Here is an 18,083-nt window from a genome sequence, read left to right as displayed (position 1 = left end):
AGCGCCGGCGATTTGCGGCGCGAATACTAATGGCAACCGCCTGTTACGCGGAAGCGGCTACGGATGGCAACCGGTTCGTCGGCTGCGTTTCATCCACCGGATAGTTGCGCCCGCGACACGGCCAACGCCGCGCGCCAGGCTTGCCCCTTCGTAACCGTTACGTACTTGTCCCGTTCTCATTGCGGCGCATCATCTCGCGCAACCGGAAATCGCAGTGCAATTCACCCCATCGACTTGAGCCAAGGAGAAAGCAATGAGCGCGCATGACGGTAAGGCCAATTCCGCGACGGCCGAGAATGGTTGCGGGGTAACGGATGTCAGTCGCCGTGACCTGCTCTTGAGCGGAACCATCTTCGCGGCAGCCTCGCTGGTCGCATCCGGCACTTCGGTAAGCCCGGCAAAGGCGCAGCAATCCTCGTCTTCGAGCGGCAAGCCACCGAACATTCTGGTGATCTTCGGCGACGATATCGGCATTCCGCAGATCAGCGCCTATACGATGGGGCTGATGGGCTATCGCACGCCCAATATCGACCGGATCGCCGCGGAAGGCGCGATCTTCACCGACAGTTATGGCCAGCAGAGCTGCACCGCGGGCCGCGCCTCCTTCATCCTCGGCCAGGAGCCGTTTCGGACCGGGCTGCTGACAATCGGCATGCCGGGCGATCCGCACGGTATCCAGGACTGGATGCCGACGATCGCCGATGTCTTGAAGACCAAGGGTTATTCCACCGGCCAGTTCGGCAAGAACCACCTCGGCGACCATGACGAGCACCTGCCGACCGCCCACGGCTTCGACGAATTCTTCGGCAATCTCTACCATCTCAATGCCGAGGAAGAGCCGGAAGGTTATTTCTATCCGAAGGATCCGGAGTTCAAGAAGAAATACGGGCCGCGCGGCGTCATCAAGTCGAGCGCTGACGGCAAGATCGAGGATACGGGTGCGCTGAACACCAAGCGCATGGAGACCGTCGACGAGGAGTTCCTGGCGGCCGCCAAGGACTTCATCGACCGGCAGGTGAAGGCCGACAAGCCGTTCTTCTGCTGGTTCAACTCGACGCGCATGCACGTCTTCACCCATCTGAAGAAAGAGTCGCTCGGCAAGACCGGCAAGGGCATCCATGCCGACGGCATGGTGGAGCATGACGGCCATGTCGGCCAACTGCTGAAACAGCTCGACGATCTCGGCATCACCGAGAACACCATCGTGCTCTACACGACAGACAATGGCGCCGAGCTGGCGCTGTGGCCGGATGGCGCCATGACGATGTTCCACGGCGAAAAGGGCACCACCTGGGAAGGCGGCTTCCGCATTCCGATGATGGTGCGCTGGCCAGGCGTGGTGAAGCCGGGAACACAGATCAACGACCCGGTGACGCTGATGGACTGGATGCCGACTTTTGCGGCCGCCGCCGGCATCGCCGACGTCAAGGAGGAGATGAAGACCGGATTCAAGGGCACTTCGAAGACCTTCAAGGTGCATCTCGACGGCTACGACCTGACGCCGTTGCTGAAGGGAGAGGCGAAGGAGCCGCCGCGCGACACGGTCTATTATTTCGACCAGGGCGGTAACCTCAACGCCATCCGCTGGAACGACTGGAAGCTGAGCTTTGCGATTGCCAGCCACGGCAATATCGCGACGGCGACCCGCGAAGTGCCGAGCTGGGCGCTGATCTCCAATCTGCGCATGGATCCCTATGAGCGCGGCATGGAGGAGGGCGGTGGCGCCACGGACTTCCTCGCCCGCAACATCTGGCTGCTGGTGCCGATCCAGGGCAAGATCAAGGCGTTCTTCGCGGACTTCGATCAGTACCCCTACCAGGCTGGAAATTCGCTGAATGCCAGCGGCATCAACTACGGCCTGCTGCAACAGCAGGCGGCGATGAAGAAGCTGAACGAGCTGGAGCAACTGACCCCACGCTGATCGAACAAACCCCGCCGCCGGGATCGCTGGCGGCGGGGCCCGTTCCCCTGGTTGCCTGGCGCAGCGCGTCGTACTAGCTTCTCGCGAAACTGCGGAAGCTGGGCCATGCAAATTCGACCTGCGGTCAAGGACGACCATCCGGCGCTCTGTGCGATCGACAGCGTTGCTGCCGACGATCCGAAGCGCAGCGACGACATCGCCAACTGGATCGAAACAGGGTGTTGCCACCTGGTCGAAATCGATGGCGCGCTCGCGGCCTATGGCGTGCTGACCTACCAGTTCTTTGGCCACGGCTTCATCGAGATCGTGATGGTCGGTGCTGCCTATCGGCGCCGCGGTCTTGGCGCTGCGTTGATTGCCTATTTCCAATCGATATGCGCCGGCTCGAAACTCTTCAGTACGACGAACATGTCGAACCGCCGCATGCAGGAGCTCTTCATCAGGGCCGGGTTCCGGCCAAGCGGCTATATCGACAATCTCGACGAGAACGACCCGGAGATCGTTTTCTTCAGCCGCCTCAAGCCGATCGAGGCTTGAGGGAACCGCTGCGACAGCGCGGGGAAACGGTCGAGCCCTATGCGGCTTCGCCGAGCTGGGCGAGGTGACCGGCGAGATCGGTGCCTTTGCCGCCGGCGTTGATCGTATCGAAATACTCGTGCCAGCCCGATTGCGCGATCCCCGAAACGAGGGCTTCCAGTGCGGTGGCATCCGGGCAGCGCCACACGGCGAAGAAGGTCTGCGAGGCCGCATGCAGCTTGGACTGGTCGACCTTGCCGAAGGTGATCAGCTCCACGCCGAGCGCCGTGAGCGCGGGCATGGCGGAACCGATCGCGGTGAAGAACTGCTGGCGCCCCTGTCGGGAAAGGGCGAGCCACGCCGGTTTGGCGCTGTAGAGTTCGGTCAGGTAATGCGGCATATTCTGCTTTCGTGTCTGTTTGTCAGTCTGAAGTCGCGGCGTTCCGGACGGTGAACCGTTTCATGCCGCTGGAATTTCAGAGTCAACACGCTGTTTCCTGTTGGCTGTGGATGGAGATCCCGGTCGCCGGCTGGAGCGGCACGCCTGCAACTATGCAGATGGCACCACAGCGCCGCCTGCCTTGGCAGGCGCACCCTACTCACCGCAACTGACCCACCGTCATGCCCGGGCTTGACCCGAGCACCCTGAGCTGTGGTCTGAATGGTTCGCCCTGGGTGGGTATGGACCCTCGGGTCAAGCCCGAGGACGACGGGTGGGGATGTGGCACGAAGGAGGCTCTACGACAACAGGATCGTGTTTACCGCCCGATCATCCGTTCCTGCATTTCCTCGCCGATGAAGCAATTGTAGTCTTGGCCGTTTTGGGCCTGGCGCACCATCGCCGGCGACAGGCGGCTTACCTCCTGGCCGGAGATCTCGGTGATGAGCTTGCGCAGGATGGCTCTGGCGAACTCGCCCGTATCAGACACTTTCACGAGGAAGGCGCCGTCGCCGCCGATGACGCATTCGCGGTAGTAGGCGTCGAGGTCGGGGATCGAGGCGGTATCCGGGTGCGACTTCAGCATGATCGGCAGGCCATCGATGACGATGCCGCGGGCGACGGTGGAGTTGCGGGCGACCGGCGCCGGGACGCCCGAATTGTTCGGCCCGTCGCCGGAAATATCGATGACACGGCGGCTGCCCTGGAAGGAGCTGACATCGAACAGCCGCCGCGTGAAGGCCAGCGTGTTGGAGATCGAGGTGAAGGCGATCCGCCGGATCGGCTGCTGGCGAAGCGCTTCGGCAAACTCAGCCGCCGTCGCCCGCCCGTCGATCAGCGTCCAGGGCGTGACCTGCACCGCTGCGCCGCCCCATTCGACATAGGTGACGGCGATGCGGCCAAGAGGGCCGTTCTCGATCGCCTGGATCAGGTCGGGTTCCAGAAAGGCGGCGACATAGCCCTGCCGCTGCACCTGCTGCTCGTCGAGTTCCATCGAATAGGAGACGTCGACGGCCAGCACCAGTTCGAGATCGACGCGAAGCGGCGGCTCGGCGGAGGCGTCGCCGCCGAGAAGGCAAATACAGCCGATAAGAGCCGATCGCAGTTTCATCGCCGCCGAGATCCGAGCGCAAACAGGGGGACCATGCTACGCCCAAGGCGGCCGTTGGCAATGTGAAGCGTCAGCTGCCGGCGTCAGCGGCCGAGCTTGTCCAGAAGCGGTTCCAGTGCCGCGATCAGCGGTTCGGGCGTCACCGGCTCGCCGCCCTCCGACCAGGCGTTCTGGAACTCGGCGATTTCCAGCCCGATCACTTGGCTCCTTGTAAGGACCGCGCAGGCTGCGCGCAGATCATCGAGCGACAGCCCGTCGTCATGCCGGTAGTCGGTCGGGACGATGCCGGGGTTGAGCACGTCGCAGTCGAGGTGGATATAGACGGGCCTGCCAACGACGGCCTCTGCCAGCCTTTGCGCAAGGTCGGCGCCGGGGCGGATATGCGGAATGCGCTTGGCCGCGATGAGGTCGGTTTCGAAGGGATCGAGGTCGCGCTGGCCGACCAGGACGACATTGCCGATCGAGAGCCCGTCGCCGAGGCCGGACTGCCAGAGGCCACAGGGCCCTGAAAGCGCCAACCCGCCGAGATAGCCGGTGCTGCTGACGTCAGGCGTGTTGAGGTCGCCATGCGCGTCGAACCAGACGATGACGGCTTGCCTGTGGTGCTTCGCGACGGCAGGCAGGGTTGCCAGCGAGACCGCGCAACGGCTTGTCGCCGCCAGGGAAAAGGCTCCCCCGGCGTAAACCGTGTCCAATCGATCCCGCATGCGCGTCAGCGCCGGCATCGCGGCTTCGAGCTCGACCGCCCAGTGGCCATTCAGCGCCGGTTCCGGATCTCCGATCACGACGGCATCGAGACCGAGCTTTTGTGCAAGATGGGTCGCGATGGACCTGGCGCCGGGAATCCCGAGGTCGTTGTGGTCGCCGGCGCGACCCTGGAAGCAGGTGAGGGCTATTGGCATCGATCACTCCAACTCGCGTTCGGACGGAACGATGCAAAGCACGGGGGCCGCTGATTTGACAAGGCCGGACGCCGAACGCCGCAGCGCGGATGCGCCGTTCGGTCGTTCCCTTACGCCGTCGCAGGACCGCCCCTGCGTTGGCTGCTCTCTATCCGAAAACCAGCGAGCGGTGCAGTTGCGCGCCCGCCCAGGCGCCGTCGCCGACGGCGAGCGAGACGGAGTGGGGAACGCGGCCGACGTCGCCGCAGGCATAGGCGCCGGGGATGGTGGTTTCCCTCGCGGCCGTGGCCCGGATCTGCAGCCCCATCGGTGTTTCCTCGATTTCGCAGTCGAGCCGTTCGGCGATGTCGCTTGCGGGCGTGGTGCGGGTGGCGACGAAGATGCCCGAGAAGGGCAGGCGGCGGCCATCGGTCAGCACCACGTCGGCATGGCCTTCGAGCCTGGCGACCGGGGTTTCGTCGATGGTGACGCCGCGTTGGGCGAGGTCGGCGCGCGCCGCGGCATCAAGCGTAACGGCGCCATTGGTGAAGAAGGTGACCTTGCCCCATTCGGGAATGAGCTGCGCCTGGTGGATCGACATCGGGCTTGCGGCAATGACGGCGATCTCGCCCTCGTTCAGCTCGTAGCCGTGGCAATAAGGGCAATGGAAGGCGCTCTTGCCCCAGCGCTCGGCGAGCCCGTCGATCTCGGGCAGGCCGTCCTTGACGCCGGTCGCGAAGAGCAGGCGCCGGCCTTCATAAGACGCGCCGTCGCTGGTGGTGACGACAAAGGCGTCCTGCTTGCCGCTGGCTTTCTCGGCGCGGCCATCGACCCAGGTGAGCGTCGGGTAGGCGGAGAGCTGCGCCCGCGCGGTGGCGGCGATCTCGCCGGGCGCGATGCCGTCCTGGCCGAGGAAGCCGTGGGAGTGGCTGGCGAAACGGTTGCGGCGAATGCCCTCGTCGATGACAGTCACGCGCCGGCGGGCGCGCAGGAGCTGGAGGGCGGCGGCCATGCCGGCATAGCTGCCGCCGATGATGATGACGTCCTGTTGCATGGATCTTCCTTTCGGTTGAGCGCAGGTCGGCCCACCGGCTTTCTGAACCAGTGTGTCGACCCGAGCTTTGGGCAATGGAATTCCGACCGGAAAACCGCGTTTCAGGCGGCTCCGGGATGGGCGGATGTTTCGGGATCGATCACGTCATGACGTGGGTCGATCGGCTGCTTTCATTGCGATCGAAGCCGGTGCCGCCGTGCGAAATCCTCGGCAAGGTCGGCGAGCGTCACATGGGCGAAGCGGTCGAGCAGCAGCGCCTCGGCCTCGGCAAAGGCGGTGTCGAGGGCGGCGTTGACCGCCTGTTCGACCAGGCATTCCGGCATCTCCTGCCGGTTGCCGATGGCAAAGATCGCGGGCTCGCCGAGCGTCTCGTGCAATTGCCGGAGCGTCACGGTCTTGAGGTCGGCGGTGATCGCCCAGCCGCCGGCATGGCCGCGGGCGGAGGAAACGATGCCGGCATCCCTGAGAAAGCCCATGGTGCGGCGGACGACGACCGGATTGGTGCGCATGCAGAGCGCAAGCTCGTCCGAGGTCAGCGGTTCGCCGCGCTCGGCCATGTGCAGGAGCGCGTGCAGGACGGAGGAAAGGCGGCTGTCTTTTTTCATGTAACTTCAATTATTACGAATCCGCGCGCGAAGCAAGGGGGCGTGGCGGGCAGGGGCGGATGGGTTTCGAATCCCGGCTTGCGATTTCAAGTCACGCGGTATGGTATTTCCGCAGCCCTCATTCCTGCGCTTGTCACGGTTGCCAGCCGTGCCGCGTCCGCGGCGCGAGGAACTTCTTCCCGCAAAGCCGGGAAGACCCCGCGCCGGGATCGCCTATTGCGCCGCGCCGAGGCGCGGCTGCTGGATCTCTGCGACGAGCACAGAGGCGGGGTCCGGTGGAGGCTTCCCTAAACGTGCCCCGGCTTCTGCGCCCTGGCGACGATGACGATGCCGAGCAGCGAGACGACGAGGCCGCCGGCCATGCTCCAGGAAAGCGCTTCGGAAAACATGATCCATGCCCAGATCATCGTCACCGGCGGGCTCAAATAGAGGATTGCCGTGACGCGGGCGGGTGAGGATTTTTTCAGCGCCAGGTAATAGAGGCTCCAGGCGCCGAAGGTGGCGACGAAGACCAGCCAGAGGATGCCACCGACGAAGCCCGGATCGAGAACGGGCAACACGCTGCCCTCGTGCCAGGCGAAGAGGGCGAAGATCGCAGCGGCCGAAAGGCACTGGATGCAGAGGCTCTGGTGCACCGGCATGGCGCCCGCCGGACTGCGCTTCTGCAGGAGCGTCGCCAGCGCCAGCGACAGGGTGCCGAGAACCGGCAGGCCGTAGGCCCAGGGCGGGACGTCGCCGAGCTCGACCGACCAGCCGGAGGCGATCAGCACGCCGGCAAGACCGATGAACGAGCCGAGCCATTGGCGGGCGGTCAAGGCCTGACCGAGAACGGGCCAGGAGAGGATGGCGACGGCCAGCGGCAGCATGTCGGCGATCAGCGCCACGAGACCGGTCGGCACCCCATGGGAGATGGCAAGCGCGAAGCCGGCGAGATAGCCGGACATGGCGAGCGCGCCGAAGACGATCTGCGGTGCCGCATCCTTCAGCCGGATCTTCGGCCCGATCGTCAGCGCGAAGGGAAGCAGCAGCAGTCCGGAGACGAGGCTTCGCCAGAGCAGGATCAGGAAGATCGGCGCGTGGTCGATGGCAAAGCGGATGCCGACGAAGCCGGCGCTCCAGGAGATCACCAGCGCCGCCTCGACGAGGACCAGCAGGAGGACGGCCAGGAGCCTGTTTGCCCGGCGATCGGGCAGCGCCGCGCAGTCGGCCATGTTTCAGGCGTCCTGCGTCGATGGCGTCGCGAGGACGGAGGATGCCTCGGTCTTGCCTCCCCTGGAGGGTGTTGCGCCCGGCGGGGGACGCCGGCCGGGCATCCGCACCGTCAGGATGAAGAGCGAGCCGACGATCAGGCCGATGCCGGCCCAGCCCTCGGCCGGCAGGCGCTCGCCGACGATCGCGACCGCGAGCACGGCGGCGATGACCGGTTCGAGCAGCGAGAGCGTCGTGGCCATGGTGGTGGAGACGCGTGCGAGGCCATAGGCGAAGAGCACGTAGGCGACGAGCACCGGCACCAGCGCCATGTAGATGCCGACGGCGATGTTCGTCCAGGAGGCGAGCAGCGGCGCGCCGGTGAAGGCGAGGACCGGCAGGAGAGCCGTGCCGCCGATGCCGAAGACCGAGCCCATGGCGGCGCGCGGCGGAATGCCGGCCTGCATCAGCCGGCGCGCCACCCAGGAATAGAGCGCGTAGAGCAGGCCGGAGACGAGGCCGAGCAGAATGCCGTAGAGGACCGCCGTCGCATCGGCCGGGCCAGCGCTGCCGTGGCTTTCCGAGAAGACCAGAAGCACGGCGCCGGCAAGCCCTGCGGCAGCGCCCAGCAGCCATCGTGTCGTCAGCCGCTGGCCGTCGAAGATGCGCTCGATCAGCGAGGCAGCCAGCGGTGCCGAGCCGATGGAGATGACGGTGCCGATGGCGACGCCGGCGAGATGCATGGAAGAGTAGAAGGCGAGCGGATAGATCGCGACCGAGAGCGAGCCGAGCAGGAGCATCGGCCATTGTGCCGCGATCCGGCTGCTGCTCTTGACGATCGAATGCAGCGCCGTCAGCGCCAGCAGCAGGCCGCCGAAGCCCATGGCGACGGCGCCGATGCCGAGCGGGCTGACACCCGAAGCGAAGGTGGCGGTGGTGCCGGTCGTGCCCCAGAGGGCAGAGGCCACCAGCACGCAGGCGAAGCCGACGAAAGAAGCGGAATTGTGGGAAGTCATAGCTGGTCCATGATCGAGATGGCGATCCTGCGCGCGCTCTTCAGCCTGAGGTCGTTGCCATCAAGCCCGGCGCGCGACATGGCGCCTTCGAGCAGGAAGGAGAGATGCTCCGCGGTCTCGTCGATCGCCGGTCCCGCATCGGGCCGCATTTCGCGGAGATATTGCTTGAACAGCGTTTCCACCTCGTCCTTCTGCGTGGCGACGATGGCGCGGGCGGGATCGCCGACGGAAAGCTCGGCGGCGGCATTCAGCAGCCCGCAGCCGCGGAAGCCCCAGCTATAGGCCATCTCGGCGTGGTCGACGTAGCTGTCGAAGATCGCCAGCACGCGTTCACGCGGCGTTGCGGCGTGCGCCAGGCGCTCACGGTAAAGTTCCTGCCATTCCCTGTGGCGGGCCTCGATATAGGCGTTCACCAGGTCGGTCTTGGACGCGAAGTTGTTGTAGAGGCTCATCTTGGCGACGCCCGCATGGGCCGTGATCGCATCGATGCCGGTGGCGCCGACCCCATCGCGATAGAACAGTTCGGCGGCCGCCTTCAGCAGGCGCTCGCGCGCCGGCGCTTTCTCGCTCATGAGCGTCTCCCAAGTTGCTAGGTAGACCGATCTACCTATTTTGAACCGGAGTCAAGGGAGCACCTGGTTTGCGCAGTGGAATTGGCGAAGCCGGGCCCGGTATTCTAATGTAACCGTTACGTACTTCCGCGCCGAACGGGCGAGGGGGTCTACTTCGCAGCGCATCATCGGCTGGCTGGGCATGTCGCATTGCGTCTGGCGGTCCAGCGGCCATTGCCGAAAGTGAGGATCGTGATGCTTCGGGCTGCCTTTACAGCGCTTGCGCTTCTTGCCGGAACGGCAAGCGTATCCGCACAGGACCTTTCACCGGAAAGCCTTCAGCGCCGCGCCTTCGAGCGCCGGGCAACGGAAGCGGTCATCTGGGGCATGCCGGCGGTCAACGCCGACCTGATGCTGCAGGAGGCGCTTTCGAAGACCAAGGCCAAGGTCAACGAGATCGTCTACTGGTCGCGGCCGGTCAACTGGAAGAACCAGACGCTGACGCCCAACCCGGATTCGATCTATCTCATGTCCTTCTGGAACGTGCAGGATGGGCCGGTTGTCATCGAGATCCCGCCGGCCGAGGGCGGATCGATCGCCGGCAACATCGTCAACGCCTGGCAGATGCCGCTGGAGGACGCCGGGCCGGAAGGGGCGGACAAGGGCAAGGGCGGCAAATACCTGATCCTGCCGCCGGACTATATGGGCGAAGTGCCGGAGGGCTTCATCGCGCTGCGTTCGGACACCTTCACCGGCTTTGCGCTGCTGCGCTCCAATTTGAAGAGCCATGCCGATGCCGACATCGAGAAGTCGGTCGCCTATGGCAAGACGATCAAGATCTACCCGATGTCTGCGGACGGCAACCCGCCGGCGACGACCTTCGTCGACGCCTATGACGTGCTGTTCGACAGCACCATCCGCTACGATGCCAGCTTCTTCGACAACCTCAACCGCGTCGTGCAGACCGAACCCTGGCTCGAGCGCGACCGGCTGATGATCGATCATTTGAAGACGCTCGGGATCGAGAAGGGCAAGCCCTTCCAGCCAAACGCCGAGACGAAGAAACTGCTCGACGCGGCGGCGACGGAAGCCAAGGCCGAGCTTTCCGCACGCTACGAAGTCGGCTTCCCGGTGATCAACGAGGGCATCCGCTGGTTCCCCGCCGGGCTGCCGGAAATGGTGGCCGCAGCGCAGGGTGCCTATTCCGATCCCAATACCTATCCGGTCGACGCCCGTGGCGTGACCTACACGCTCGGCTTCACCGGCATCAAGCGGCTCGGCACGGCGCAATTCTACCTGATGGCCAACAAGGACAAGGACGGCAATGCCTTCGACGGCAGCGCCAATTATCGCCTCGTCGTGCCGAAGGATGCGCCGGTCAAGCAATACTGGTCGGTGACGGCCTACGACCGCGAGACGCATGCGCTGATCCGCAACATGGACAAGCCGAGCGTTGCCTCGACCGGATCGGGCGTTCACAAGAACGCCGACGGCTCCGTCGATGTCTATTTCGGACCAAAGGCGCCTGAGGGCAAGGAGGCGAACTGGGTGCCGGTGGACCCCAAAGGCAAGTTCGAACTGCTCTTCCGGCTCTACGGCCCGGAAAAGCCGCTCTTCGACAAGACGTGGAAACTGCCTGACGTCGAGAAGGTGAAGTGACGCCCGGAGAGACTAGCGCCGGGCGCCGGATTTCCAGGAGCCTAGGCCCGGAACCGGCGAGGGGATGGGCTGCGGCTGTTGACCCGAAGCGACCGGGCTATACCTTTTGCCTGCAGCTCCGGTGCCTGTCGAATGCGCAAAGAGGCTGCGGCCGTTCAATTGCCGCGTATTGCGGGAGCAGCGATCATGTGCGGACGCGTCTATCTGAAGACCACTCTTGAGGGACTGCTCAGCGCCTTCGGCTTTGCGGAACGCGGCGGCGTCGAAACGCTCGCCAACCAGTTCCCGCGCTATAACGGCGCGCCGACGCTGATCTACCCGATCATCATCCGCGACGTGATCCGCGATCCCGATCTCTTCGGCCCGGTCTTCGTTTCGGCGCGCTGGGGGCTGATCCCGAGCTGGACGAAGGATCCGAAGGCGGGGCGGCCGCTCGTCAATGTCAGGAGCGACACGATCGCGGCGAAGTTTCGTTCGAGCTTTCAGCGCCGCCGCTGCCTGGTGCCGATCGACGGCTTCTTCGAGTGGAAGGACATCCACGGTACCGGCAAGGACAAGCAGCCCTATGCCATCGCCATGAAGTCGGGCGAGCCCTTCTGCCTTGCCGGCATCTGGGAGAGCTGGCGCGACCCGGCGACCGACGAGGACATCCGCACCTTCGCGATCGTCACCACGGATGCCAACGCCATGGTGACCGACATCCACGACCGCATGCCGGTGATCCTGCACCCGGCCGACTACGAGCGCTGGCTTTCGCCGGCGCCGGACGTGCCCGATCTGATGAAGCCGTTTCCGCCTGAACTGATGACGATGTGGAAGATCGGCAACAAGGTTGGTTCGCCGAAGAACGATACGCCGGATATTCTCGATCCGGTCGACTGAAGCGACCAAATCCGGCCGCTAACCGCTTCGCACTTTTCGTCGTGCTCTGGATTCTGCGTCAGGATTGGAGCGCCTCTTCCAGGGCGACCAGCAAATCGCGCGCGTCGGTCGGCTTGCCGACATTGCAGGCCCCGGCCAGGATCTCGCCACCCTGCCTTTCGGGATTGTCATAGGCGCTGGCGATCACGAAGGGTACATTCTGCGCCCGAAGCGCCTCCGCAACCGGTGTCACCGCTCCATCCGGCAGCCAAAGATCGAGAACAGCGACGGCCGGCAATTCGTCCTGCAGCAGGTCGAGCGCTTCTCTCACCGTCGCGGCCGGACCTGCCACGCGCCAGCCGCGCTGTTCGAGCAGCAGCTTGAGGTCCATCGCGATCAGGAACTCGTCTTCGACAAGAAGCACGGTCTTGCGCATGAAACCGGTCTCGTTGTTCGGAGACCGGTCACAGGGGTGTAACGATCTCTACCACCAAACCCGTCGGGGCATAGTTCAGTTCCACCCGTCCTCCCAAATCGTACCGGACAGCGAACTCGATAAGCCGCGTACCGAAGCCGGTCGTGGCCGGCGGGGTAACCGAAGGGCCGCCGCTCTCTCGCCACGTCAGCCGCAGATGCCTGGCGCTCGCCTTCTCTATCTGCCACCGGACATGAATTGTCCCCGTTTCAGTCGACAGCGCGCCATATTTAACGGCGTTGGTCGCGAGTTCGTGCAAGATCAGGCTCAGCGACGTGGTCCGGTTCGGTTCCAGCGGCACCGTCTGACCCTCCTCGATCACAATCGCCGTGCCGCCTTCGGAATAGGGTTTCAGCGTTCGCTCCAGCAATTCCTTCAGATCGGCATCAGGCGCTTCCGAGTAGGCCGCGTCATGGGCGCGCACCAGCGCGTCAAACCGGCCGAGAAACGCATCCCGATATTCCTCCCCGGACCGACCCGTCGCCGTCGTCTGGCGAGCGAGCGCCTGCACCAGGCCGAGCAGGTTCTTCATGCGATGCCGGAGTTCATCGAGGAGCAGGTCCCTTTCGGCCTCGCGCCTGCGCCGGTCGGTCGCATCCACGATCGAGAGCAGCAGGCACCTGCTGTTGTCATCGGGATGAAACAGCCGATGGGCACTGACGAGCATTGTTCTGTTCCCGATGCTCGGAAAATCGTGCTCGACCTCATAGTCGACCACCGCCTTGCTCTTCGGGATCACCTCTTCAAGCAGGCGGCGCAGCTCGGGAATGTCCCATTGCCCGTTGCCGAGGTTGTAGATGCGCTCGCCCATCGTCTCGTCGCGGCGGACCTTGAACGTCTTGAAAAAGGCGCGGCTGGCGGTCCGCACGCACAGGTTCTGATCCAGCAAGAGCAGGGGGTCGGGGACGGTGTCGATGATGCCCTGTGCTTCAAGATGGTCGTTTCGCAGCAGGCGGTAGATATCTTCCAGGTTCATTGATATTCCCCAGTCGCTCATCTTCTCCGCAGATATTTTAAAGCCAATAACGAGCAGGCAAATATTCTTGTTCCGGGCAGGGGGCTGCGTGAGCGCGCCTTGCGCGTCTTTTAAGACGCGCAAAGGATGCTGTCGCACTTTGATGCAGGAGGAGGAGGCGCGGCCGCGCTATTCGCGCGTCACAGATCGCGCGCGAAGATCTGGCCGGTGAGGTCCTTGCCGAAGCTGTGGTGCCGTTCTTCCTCGACCAGCGCGAAGCCGGCCTTGTCGTAGATGTGGCGGGCGGCGTCGAGGCCGGCATTGGTCCAGAGCACCATGCGCCTGTAGCCCAGAAGGCGCGCGTGGCGCATGCATTCCTCGACCAGGCGGCGGCCGATGCCGAGGCCTCGCGCGCTCGGCTCGACATAGAGAAGCCTGAGCTTTGCCGTCGTCTCGTCGTGCCTTACCAGAAACACCGAGCCGACGATCTTGCCGTCCTTTTCGGCAATCCAGCACCGGTCGGATGCCGGGTCGTAGTCGCGCATGTATTTGACGACGATCTCGGCGACCAGGGCCTCGAATTCGGTGCTCCAGCCATATTCCTCGGCATAGAGCGCGCCCTGGCGATGGATGACCCAGCCCATGTCACCCGGCTGCGGATCGCGCAGGATATAGTTTGGCACCCGCTCCTCCTGAAGCAGGCTCTCGATCTCGCCCATCGCTGAAACCAGTTGCCGCTGTTCCGGCACCGAGAGCTTTTCCAGCATGGCGACGACTTCGCGCTGGGAGGCATCCTCCAGGGGTTGGAACGTCGCGCGCCCAGCTTCCGTCAGTTCGAGCTGCGTGACCCGGCCATCGGCCGGCGAGCGGGTCTTTTCGACCAGCCCCTTCTTCTCGAAGCCGGCGATGACACGGCTGAGATAACCGGCGTCGAGGCCGAGCTCGCGGCAGAGATCGGATGCCGTCAGCGCCGGCCGGTACGCCAGCTCATAGAGAATGCGAACCTCCGTCAGCGAGAAGGCGCTGGCGAGCAGGTGCTCATGCAGCAGGCCCATCAGGCGGGTGTAGAAGCGGTTGAAGCGCCGCACCGTCAGGGCGCGGTCGTCGATCTGCTGCGGAGACATGGCGAATGCCTTCATGAAATTGTCTTGGGCATATAATTAGTTGCCTTAGGCAAATAATGTCAAGCGGGCGACAGTGGCGCCGCGCTAGTTAAGGAGGCTGTTGACACGAACCGGCGGGGCGATACCTTTGCCTGCCGCAACGTGACGCCATCCTCTCCGAGCGGCGGATTGGGTTTGACGATCGGCGCACTACGTCGTGTATTCCGTTTGAAGGCGCGCCTTGATCTATCTCCTCCGCCATGGCGAGACCGTCTGGAATACCCTGGGGCGTTTCCAGGGCCAGAAAGATTCACCCCTCACGAAGCGCGGCATCGAGCAGGCAGATCTCGTTGCGGGGCTCCTGCACCGCGAAATCCGGGAGACCGAGCAAGTCGTCGATCTGCATGTCAGTCCCTTGGGCAGGGCGCGGGAAACCGCGGATCGCGTGCAGCGGGTGCTGCCGCTGGCGAGACGTGAAGACGATCGGCTGATGGAGGTCTCCATCGGCTCCTGGGATGGGTTGACGATGTTCGAAATCGAAAACGAGTTTCCGGGTATGCTTGATGGTTCCGACGCCTTCGACTGGTATTTCAGGTCGCCGGATGGCGAAAGCTTCGATGCCGCGTGCGCCCGTGCCAGGAGCTGGATCGCGGATATAGACACGCCCACTGTTGCGATCTCCCATGGGTTGTTTGGTCGATTGGTGCGCGGCGTCTATGCCGGTCTATCGATGCGGGAAATGTTGGACCTGCCGGTTCCCCAGGACGGGTTCTATCGCCTTTGCCATGGGGAAGTCAGTCTCGTAAGCGGCTGAGCATCTCGCGGGGCCGCTCCCGATTTCGCTTGTCCCAGATTTCTTGGTTTGGCAGAGTTCTCTAATTTAGGTAGGCGATCCCATCGGCGTGCGATAGTATTGCATCGGGAACCTCCTGGTCCGGAACCGGCCGTTTTTCATCGTATGGCAAGCCCATGGAGCAGAGACTCGCCGCAGTGCTGGCGGCCGATATGGCAGGCTATAGTCGGCTGATGGAAGCCGACGAAGCGGGCACGCTTGCGCGGCTTCGAACCCACCGCATCGAGCTCATCGATCCCGCGATTGCCAAGAACAAGGGCCGGCTGATCAAGACCACCGGCGACGGGCTGCTGGTCGAGTTCCAGAGCGTGACCGATGCAGTCAAATGCGCCGTCGAGATCCAGCAGCGCATGAAGCGGCGCAACAGCGACGTACCGGAGGACCGGCGGATCGAATTCCGCATCGGCATCAATCTCGGCGACATCATCTTCGAGGACGACGACATTTTCGGCGACGGCGTCAATATCGCCGCGCGGGCCGAGCAACTGGCCGAGGTCGGCGGCATCTGCGTCACCGCGGCGGTGGCGACGCAAGTCGCCGACCGGCTGGAGCTGCCGATCGACGATCTCGGCGAGAAGATGCTGAAGAACATCAGCCGCCCGGTGCACCTCTATCGCGTCGGGATCGAAGGTGCGGCGCTGCCGGCCGCGACCGACAATACGGAGGCGAAAAAGGGTGTCTGCAAGCCGACGATCGTCGTGCTGCCCTTCGACAATATGAGCGGCGATCCGGACCAGGAGTTTTTCGCCGACGGCCTGACCGAGGACATCATCACCGAGCTTTCGCGAAGGCATGAGCTCTTCGTCATCTCGCGCAACTCTTCCTTCGTCTACAAGAACCAGTCGGTGAACGTGCGCGAGGTGGCGGCGAGCCTCGGGGCGCAATACCTGGTGGAAGGCAGCGTCCGCAAGATCGGCGAGCGGGTGCGCGTGACCGTGCAGCTCATCGACGCGCAGAGCGATGCCCATATCTGGGCCGACAAATACGACCGGCAGCTCGACGACATCTTCGCCATTCAGGACGAGGTGACGGCGGCGATCGCCGCCACCGTGCCCGGGCGCCTCGAGGCCGCCCAGCGCGACCAGCTTGCCCGCACGAAGCCCGCGAACATGGCGGCCTACGAATGCGCGCTCGCCGCCAAGGTGCTGCACCACCGCAGCAGCGCCGACGACAACAAACAGGCGCAATTATTGATCGACCGTGCCGTTGCGCTCGACCCCGGCTATGCCCACGCCCACGCCTGGCGCGCCTGCATTCTCGGCCAGGCCTGGGTCTATGGCTGGTGCGCCGACAAGGAAGCGACCTGGCTTGAGGTCAACGCCGAGCTCGAACGGGCTCTCGCGCTCGACGACAACGACGCCGACGTGCACCGCATCCTCGCGGCCGTCAACGTCAACAACAACGCGCTGACGACGGCGCGCTACCACCAGGAGCGGGCGCTCTTCCTCAACCCCAACTACGACCTGGTGGTGGTGCAGCAGGGCGAACTTCTCACCTGGCTCGGCCGGCCGGAGGAGGGGGTGGAATGGATCCTGAAGGCGATGCGGCTCAACCCGCACCATCCGGAGCGCTTCTGGAGCCACCTCGGCAAGGCCCATTTCGCCGCCCGCCAATATGGCGAGGCGATCGAGGCCTTCATGCATCTCTCCAGCATGGACGAGACCCAGCACGCCTTCATCGCCGCCTGCTACGGCTGGATCGGCGACACGATCGCGGCCGGCGCGCATATGGAGAAGGTGCGCACCCTGGCACCGCGCTTCGGCATCGAGGCATTTCTCGCCACGCTGCACTATGCGCAGGAGAGCGATGTGCAGCATCTGCGCGAGGGGCTGGTGAAGGCGGGGGCGGGGTGAGGCGACGAGCCTCGATCGACCCTGATTTGCTCTAGGGGCAGCAGCCGCCAGCGTTCTCCCTGGGGCCGCAGCAGGCCTGAGCCGGTGCAGCTTCGGCCAGCCAGCGGTCTCGCGGCTTGCAGCTTGCCGGTCTTGGTTCCAGCGCGACGTGAATGCCGCCATCCTTTAATACAGGCGCATCGGCGCAGTAGAGCTGCATCGGGCGCACGCCGTCGCTGACCTCGAAGGTCAGGCGGGCGGTGGCGTCGAGGCGAACGTGTTCAGAAACCTTGCGGATGATGGCCGAGAACTTTTCGGCGGAAAGATGCGTTCGGCCGGCTTCCTCGACGTCCCACAGCTGCACGAAGATCTCGGACCAGGCTTCCGGATTGGCGCCGCAATCGAGGGCCGAGAACTGGCCGGCCTTGACCTCCGTGACGTGGTAGCCGGACCTCACCGCATGGCCGTCATAGTGAAACACCAGCGGCAAATCCCGGGCGGTCCCGAGCGCGCTGATGAAGTCGGCGAGGCTGAGGTCGTGGTCGCCGATTTTTGGCTTGTCGGGAACATTCATTTGGGCTAATCCTCATTTCAACTATTCAAGGATTATTGAAATATGAATGAGCGTCAAGCCCTCGCTGCCTTCGCAGCGCTTTCCCAGGAGACCCGCCTTCAGATCGTCCGCCTGCTCGTCGTCGCCGGCGCGGGCGGCATGGCGGCGGGCGCGCTGGCGGAAAGGCTGAAGGTTTCGCCCTCCAATATTTCCTTTCATCTCAAGGAACTGGAGAGGGCGGGCCTGATCACGCAGCAACGCGAATCCCGCTCGATCATCTACCGGGCCGGCTATGACGCGCTTGGCGGGCTGGTCCGCTTCCTGATGGAGGACTGCTGCGGCGGCCATCCCGAGATTTGCGCTCCCGCCGTCGCCGCGGCGTCGTGCTGTGCACCGGCGGGAGCAAAGGCATGACCGATCGGCGAAGCAAGGCTGCCGTCCGGTCGTTCTTCCGCCCGCCGTCCGCATCCCTCTGGTCCTCGTTCTCCTGGACCCCTCGCATGAACGGGA

Annotated in this window: 19 protein-coding genes; 7 read left to right on the top strand and 12 right to left on the bottom strand. The window is 64.3% G+C overall.

The features are described 5' to 3' along the window. The first annotated feature begins 253 nt into the window (after positions 1 to 253). On the top strand, positions 254 to 1,921 hold the full coding sequence (locus tag AC1Z3V_RS29185; protein ID WP_483503313.1) for an arylsulfatase: 1,668 nt from the start codon (positions 254 to 256) through the stop codon (positions 1,919 to 1,921). Positions 1,922 to 2,026: 105 nt separating this feature from the next. Then, complete coding sequence (locus AC1Z3V_RS29180) at positions 2,027 to 2,458, top strand: N-acetyltransferase family protein (RefSeq protein ID WP_483503311.1); 432 nt, start codon at positions 2,027 to 2,029, stop codon at positions 2,456 to 2,458. Between the two features lie 37 nt (positions 2,459 to 2,495). Here the strand turns inward: AC1Z3V_RS29180 and AC1Z3V_RS29175 are convergent, their stop codons facing one another. The 8 genes from AC1Z3V_RS29175 to AC1Z3V_RS29140 form a co-directional block, all read right to left on the bottom strand. Next, positions 2,496 to 2,837, bottom strand: coding sequence for a DUF6616 family protein (locus tag AC1Z3V_RS29175; RefSeq protein WP_429806878.1), 342 nt, complete (start codon positions 2,835 to 2,837; stop codon positions 2,496 to 2,498). Between the two features lie 358 nt (positions 2,838 to 3,195). Continuing rightward, the gene (locus AC1Z3V_RS29170; RefSeq protein ID WP_483503309.1) at positions 3,196 to 3,987 is read right to left on the bottom strand and encodes a DUF1194 domain-containing protein; all 792 of its coding nucleotides are present in this window, start codon (positions 3,985 to 3,987) and stop codon (positions 3,196 to 3,198) included. 83 nt (positions 3,988 to 4,070) lie between these two features. After that, positions 4,071 to 4,889 (bottom strand): arginase family protein, encoded by an 819-nt coding sequence (locus AC1Z3V_RS29165; protein ID WP_483503307.1) that lies wholly within the window; start codon positions 4,887 to 4,889, stop codon positions 4,071 to 4,073. A gap of 148 nt (positions 4,890 to 5,037) precedes the next feature. Beyond that, entirely contained in the window at positions 5,038 to 5,922 is an 885-nt protein-coding gene (locus tag AC1Z3V_RS29160; protein WP_483503305.1) for an NAD(P)/FAD-dependent oxidoreductase, read from the bottom strand. Positions 5,923 to 6,092: 170 nt separating this feature from the next. Further along, the gene (locus tag AC1Z3V_RS29155) at positions 6,093 to 6,527 is read right to left on the bottom strand and encodes an Rrf2 family transcriptional regulator (RefSeq protein ID WP_058322403.1); all 435 of its coding nucleotides are present in this window, start codon (positions 6,525 to 6,527) and stop codon (positions 6,093 to 6,095) included. Between the two features lie 287 nt (positions 6,528 to 6,814). Next, complete coding sequence (locus AC1Z3V_RS29150) at positions 6,815 to 7,738, bottom strand: DMT family transporter (RefSeq protein WP_483503303.1); 924 nt, start codon at positions 7,736 to 7,738, stop codon at positions 6,815 to 6,817. Positions 7,739 to 7,741: 3 nt separating this feature from the next. Beyond that, complete coding sequence (locus AC1Z3V_RS29145) at positions 7,742 to 8,731, bottom strand: DMT family transporter (protein WP_483503302.1); 990 nt, start codon at positions 8,729 to 8,731, stop codon at positions 7,742 to 7,744. Next, positions 8,728 to 9,303: a TetR/AcrR family transcriptional regulator gene (locus AC1Z3V_RS29140; RefSeq protein WP_483503300.1), complete on the bottom strand. Its 576-nt coding sequence runs from the start codon at positions 9,301 to 9,303 to the stop codon at positions 8,728 to 8,730. Before AC1Z3V_RS29140 ends, AC1Z3V_RS29145 begins: the two co-directional genes overlap by 4 nt. A 234-nt stretch (positions 9,304 to 9,537) precedes the next feature. Between AC1Z3V_RS29140 and AC1Z3V_RS29135 the strand changes: the two genes are divergently transcribed. Together AC1Z3V_RS29135 and AC1Z3V_RS29130 are read left to right on the top strand one after the other, a co-directional pair. Next, positions 9,538 to 10,941, top strand: a complete 1,404-nt coding sequence (locus tag AC1Z3V_RS29135; RefSeq protein WP_483504174.1) for a DUF1254 domain-containing protein — start codon at positions 9,538 to 9,540, stop codon at positions 10,939 to 10,941. Positions 10,942 to 11,127: 186 nt separating this feature from the next. Beyond that, positions 11,128 to 11,823 (top strand): SOS response-associated peptidase, encoded by a 696-nt coding sequence (locus tag AC1Z3V_RS29130; RefSeq protein ID WP_483503298.1) that lies wholly within the window; start codon positions 11,128 to 11,130, stop codon positions 11,821 to 11,823. Positions 11,824 to 11,881: 58 nt separating this feature from the next. Here AC1Z3V_RS29130 and AC1Z3V_RS29125 read toward each other — a convergent pair whose 3' ends face one another. From AC1Z3V_RS29125 to AC1Z3V_RS29115, 3 genes are all read right to left on the bottom strand, one after another. After that, positions 11,882 to 12,238 (bottom strand): response regulator, encoded by a 357-nt coding sequence (locus tag AC1Z3V_RS29125; protein ID WP_483503296.1) that lies wholly within the window; start codon positions 12,236 to 12,238, stop codon positions 11,882 to 11,884. 28 nt (positions 12,239 to 12,266) lie between these two features. Beyond that, positions 12,267 to 13,253 carry a sensor histidine kinase gene (locus AC1Z3V_RS29120; RefSeq protein WP_483503294.1) on the bottom strand — a complete coding sequence of 329 codons (987 nt, stop codon included), beginning with the start codon at positions 13,251 to 13,253 and terminating at the stop codon, positions 12,267 to 12,269. 179 nt (positions 13,254 to 13,432) lie between these two features. Continuing rightward, entirely contained in the window at positions 13,433 to 14,371 is a 939-nt protein-coding gene (locus AC1Z3V_RS29115; protein WP_483503292.1) for a bifunctional helix-turn-helix transcriptional regulator/GNAT family N-acetyltransferase, read from the bottom strand. Between the two features lie 205 nt (positions 14,372 to 14,576). Here AC1Z3V_RS29115 and AC1Z3V_RS29110 point away from each other — a divergent pair, with 205 nt between their 5' ends. Next, a complete protein-coding gene (locus AC1Z3V_RS29110) occupies positions 14,577 to 15,149 on the top strand; it encodes a histidine phosphatase family protein (RefSeq protein WP_483503290.1) in 573 nt (190 codons plus the stop codon). A 155-nt stretch (positions 15,150 to 15,304) separates the two neighbouring features. Next, positions 15,305 to 17,041, top strand: coding sequence for an adenylate/guanylate cyclase domain-containing protein (locus AC1Z3V_RS29105; protein ID WP_483503288.1), 1,737 nt, complete (start codon positions 15,305 to 15,307; stop codon positions 17,039 to 17,041). Positions 17,042 to 17,072: 31 nt separating this feature from the next. Here the strand turns inward: AC1Z3V_RS29105 and AC1Z3V_RS29100 are convergent, their stop codons facing one another. Further along, a complete protein-coding gene (locus AC1Z3V_RS29100) occupies positions 17,073 to 17,594 on the bottom strand; it encodes a DUF6428 family protein (protein ID WP_483503286.1) in 522 nt (173 codons plus the stop codon). A 42-nt stretch (positions 17,595 to 17,636) separates the two neighbouring features. Here AC1Z3V_RS29100 and AC1Z3V_RS29095 point away from each other — a divergent pair, with 42 nt between their 5' ends. After that, positions 17,637 to 17,987, top strand: coding sequence for an ArsR/SmtB family transcription factor (locus AC1Z3V_RS29095; RefSeq protein ID WP_483503284.1), 351 nt, complete (start codon positions 17,637 to 17,639; stop codon positions 17,985 to 17,987). The last annotated feature ends 96 nt before the right edge of the window (positions 17,988 to 18,083 follow it).

The sequence above is a fragment of the Ensifer sp. 38_S197 genome, assembly GCF_056924495.1.
The sequence above is the reverse complement of the archived record's forward strand: the minus strand, read 5'-3'. Positions and strand labels throughout refer to the sequence as shown.

Excerpts from the sequence above, each read along its gene's own strand:
- AC1Z3V_RS29120 (WP_483503294.1), bottom strand. The coding sequence starts at position 13,253 with ATGAACCTGGAAGATATCTACCGCCTGCTGCGAAACGACCATCTTGAA.
- AC1Z3V_RS29105 (WP_483503288.1), top strand. The coding sequence starts at position 15,305 with ATGGAGCAGAGACTCGCCGCAGTGCTGGCGGCCGATATGGCAGGCTAT.
- AC1Z3V_RS29145 (WP_483503302.1), bottom strand. The coding sequence starts at position 8,731 with ATGACTTCCCACAATTCCGCTTCTTTCGTCGGCTTCGCCTGCGTGCTG.
- AC1Z3V_RS29180 (WP_483503311.1), top strand. The coding sequence starts at position 2,027 with ATGCAAATTCGACCTGCGGTCAAGGACGACCATCCGGCGCTCTGTGCG.
- AC1Z3V_RS29130 (WP_483503298.1), top strand. The coding sequence starts at position 11,128 with ATGTGCGGACGCGTCTATCTGAAGACCACTCTTGAGGGACTGCTCAGC.
- AC1Z3V_RS29115 (WP_483503292.1), bottom strand. The coding sequence starts at position 14,371 with ATGAAGGCATTCGCCATGTCTCCGCAGCAGATCGACGACCGCGCCCTG.
- AC1Z3V_RS29165 (WP_483503307.1), bottom strand. The coding sequence starts at position 4,889 with ATGCCAATAGCCCTCACCTGCTTCCAGGGTCGCGCCGGCGACCACAAC.
- AC1Z3V_RS29170 (WP_483503309.1), bottom strand. The coding sequence starts at position 3,987 with ATGAAACTGCGATCGGCTCTTATCGGCTGTATTTGCCTTCTCGGCGGC.
- AC1Z3V_RS29125 (WP_483503296.1), bottom strand. The coding sequence starts at position 12,238 with ATGCGCAAGACCGTGCTTCTTGTCGAAGACGAGTTCCTGATCGCGATG.
- AC1Z3V_RS29135 (WP_483504174.1), top strand. The coding sequence starts at position 9,538 with ATGCTTCGGGCTGCCTTTACAGCGCTTGCGCTTCTTGCCGGAACGGCA.
- AC1Z3V_RS29155 (WP_058322403.1), bottom strand. The coding sequence starts at position 6,527 with ATGAAAAAAGACAGCCGCCTTTCCTCCGTCCTGCACGCGCTCCTGCAC.
- AC1Z3V_RS29140 (WP_483503300.1), bottom strand. The coding sequence starts at position 9,303 with ATGAGCGAGAAAGCGCCGGCGCGCGAGCGCCTGCTGAAGGCGGCCGCC.
- AC1Z3V_RS29095 (WP_483503284.1), top strand. The coding sequence starts at position 17,637 with ATGAATGAGCGTCAAGCCCTCGCTGCCTTCGCAGCGCTTTCCCAGGAG.
- AC1Z3V_RS29100 (WP_483503286.1), bottom strand. The coding sequence starts at position 17,594 with ATGAATGTTCCCGACAAGCCAAAAATCGGCGACCACGACCTCAGCCTC.
- AC1Z3V_RS29185 (WP_483503313.1), top strand. The coding sequence starts at position 254 with ATGAGCGCGCATGACGGTAAGGCCAATTCCGCGACGGCCGAGAATGGT.
- AC1Z3V_RS29150 (WP_483503303.1), bottom strand. The coding sequence starts at position 7,738 with ATGGCCGACTGCGCGGCGCTGCCCGATCGCCGGGCAAACAGGCTCCTG.
- AC1Z3V_RS29160 (WP_483503305.1), bottom strand. The coding sequence starts at position 5,922 with ATGCAACAGGACGTCATCATCATCGGCGGCAGCTATGCCGGCATGGCC.
- AC1Z3V_RS29175 (WP_429806878.1), bottom strand. The coding sequence starts at position 2,837 with ATGCCGCATTACCTGACCGAACTCTACAGCGCCAAACCGGCGTGGCTC.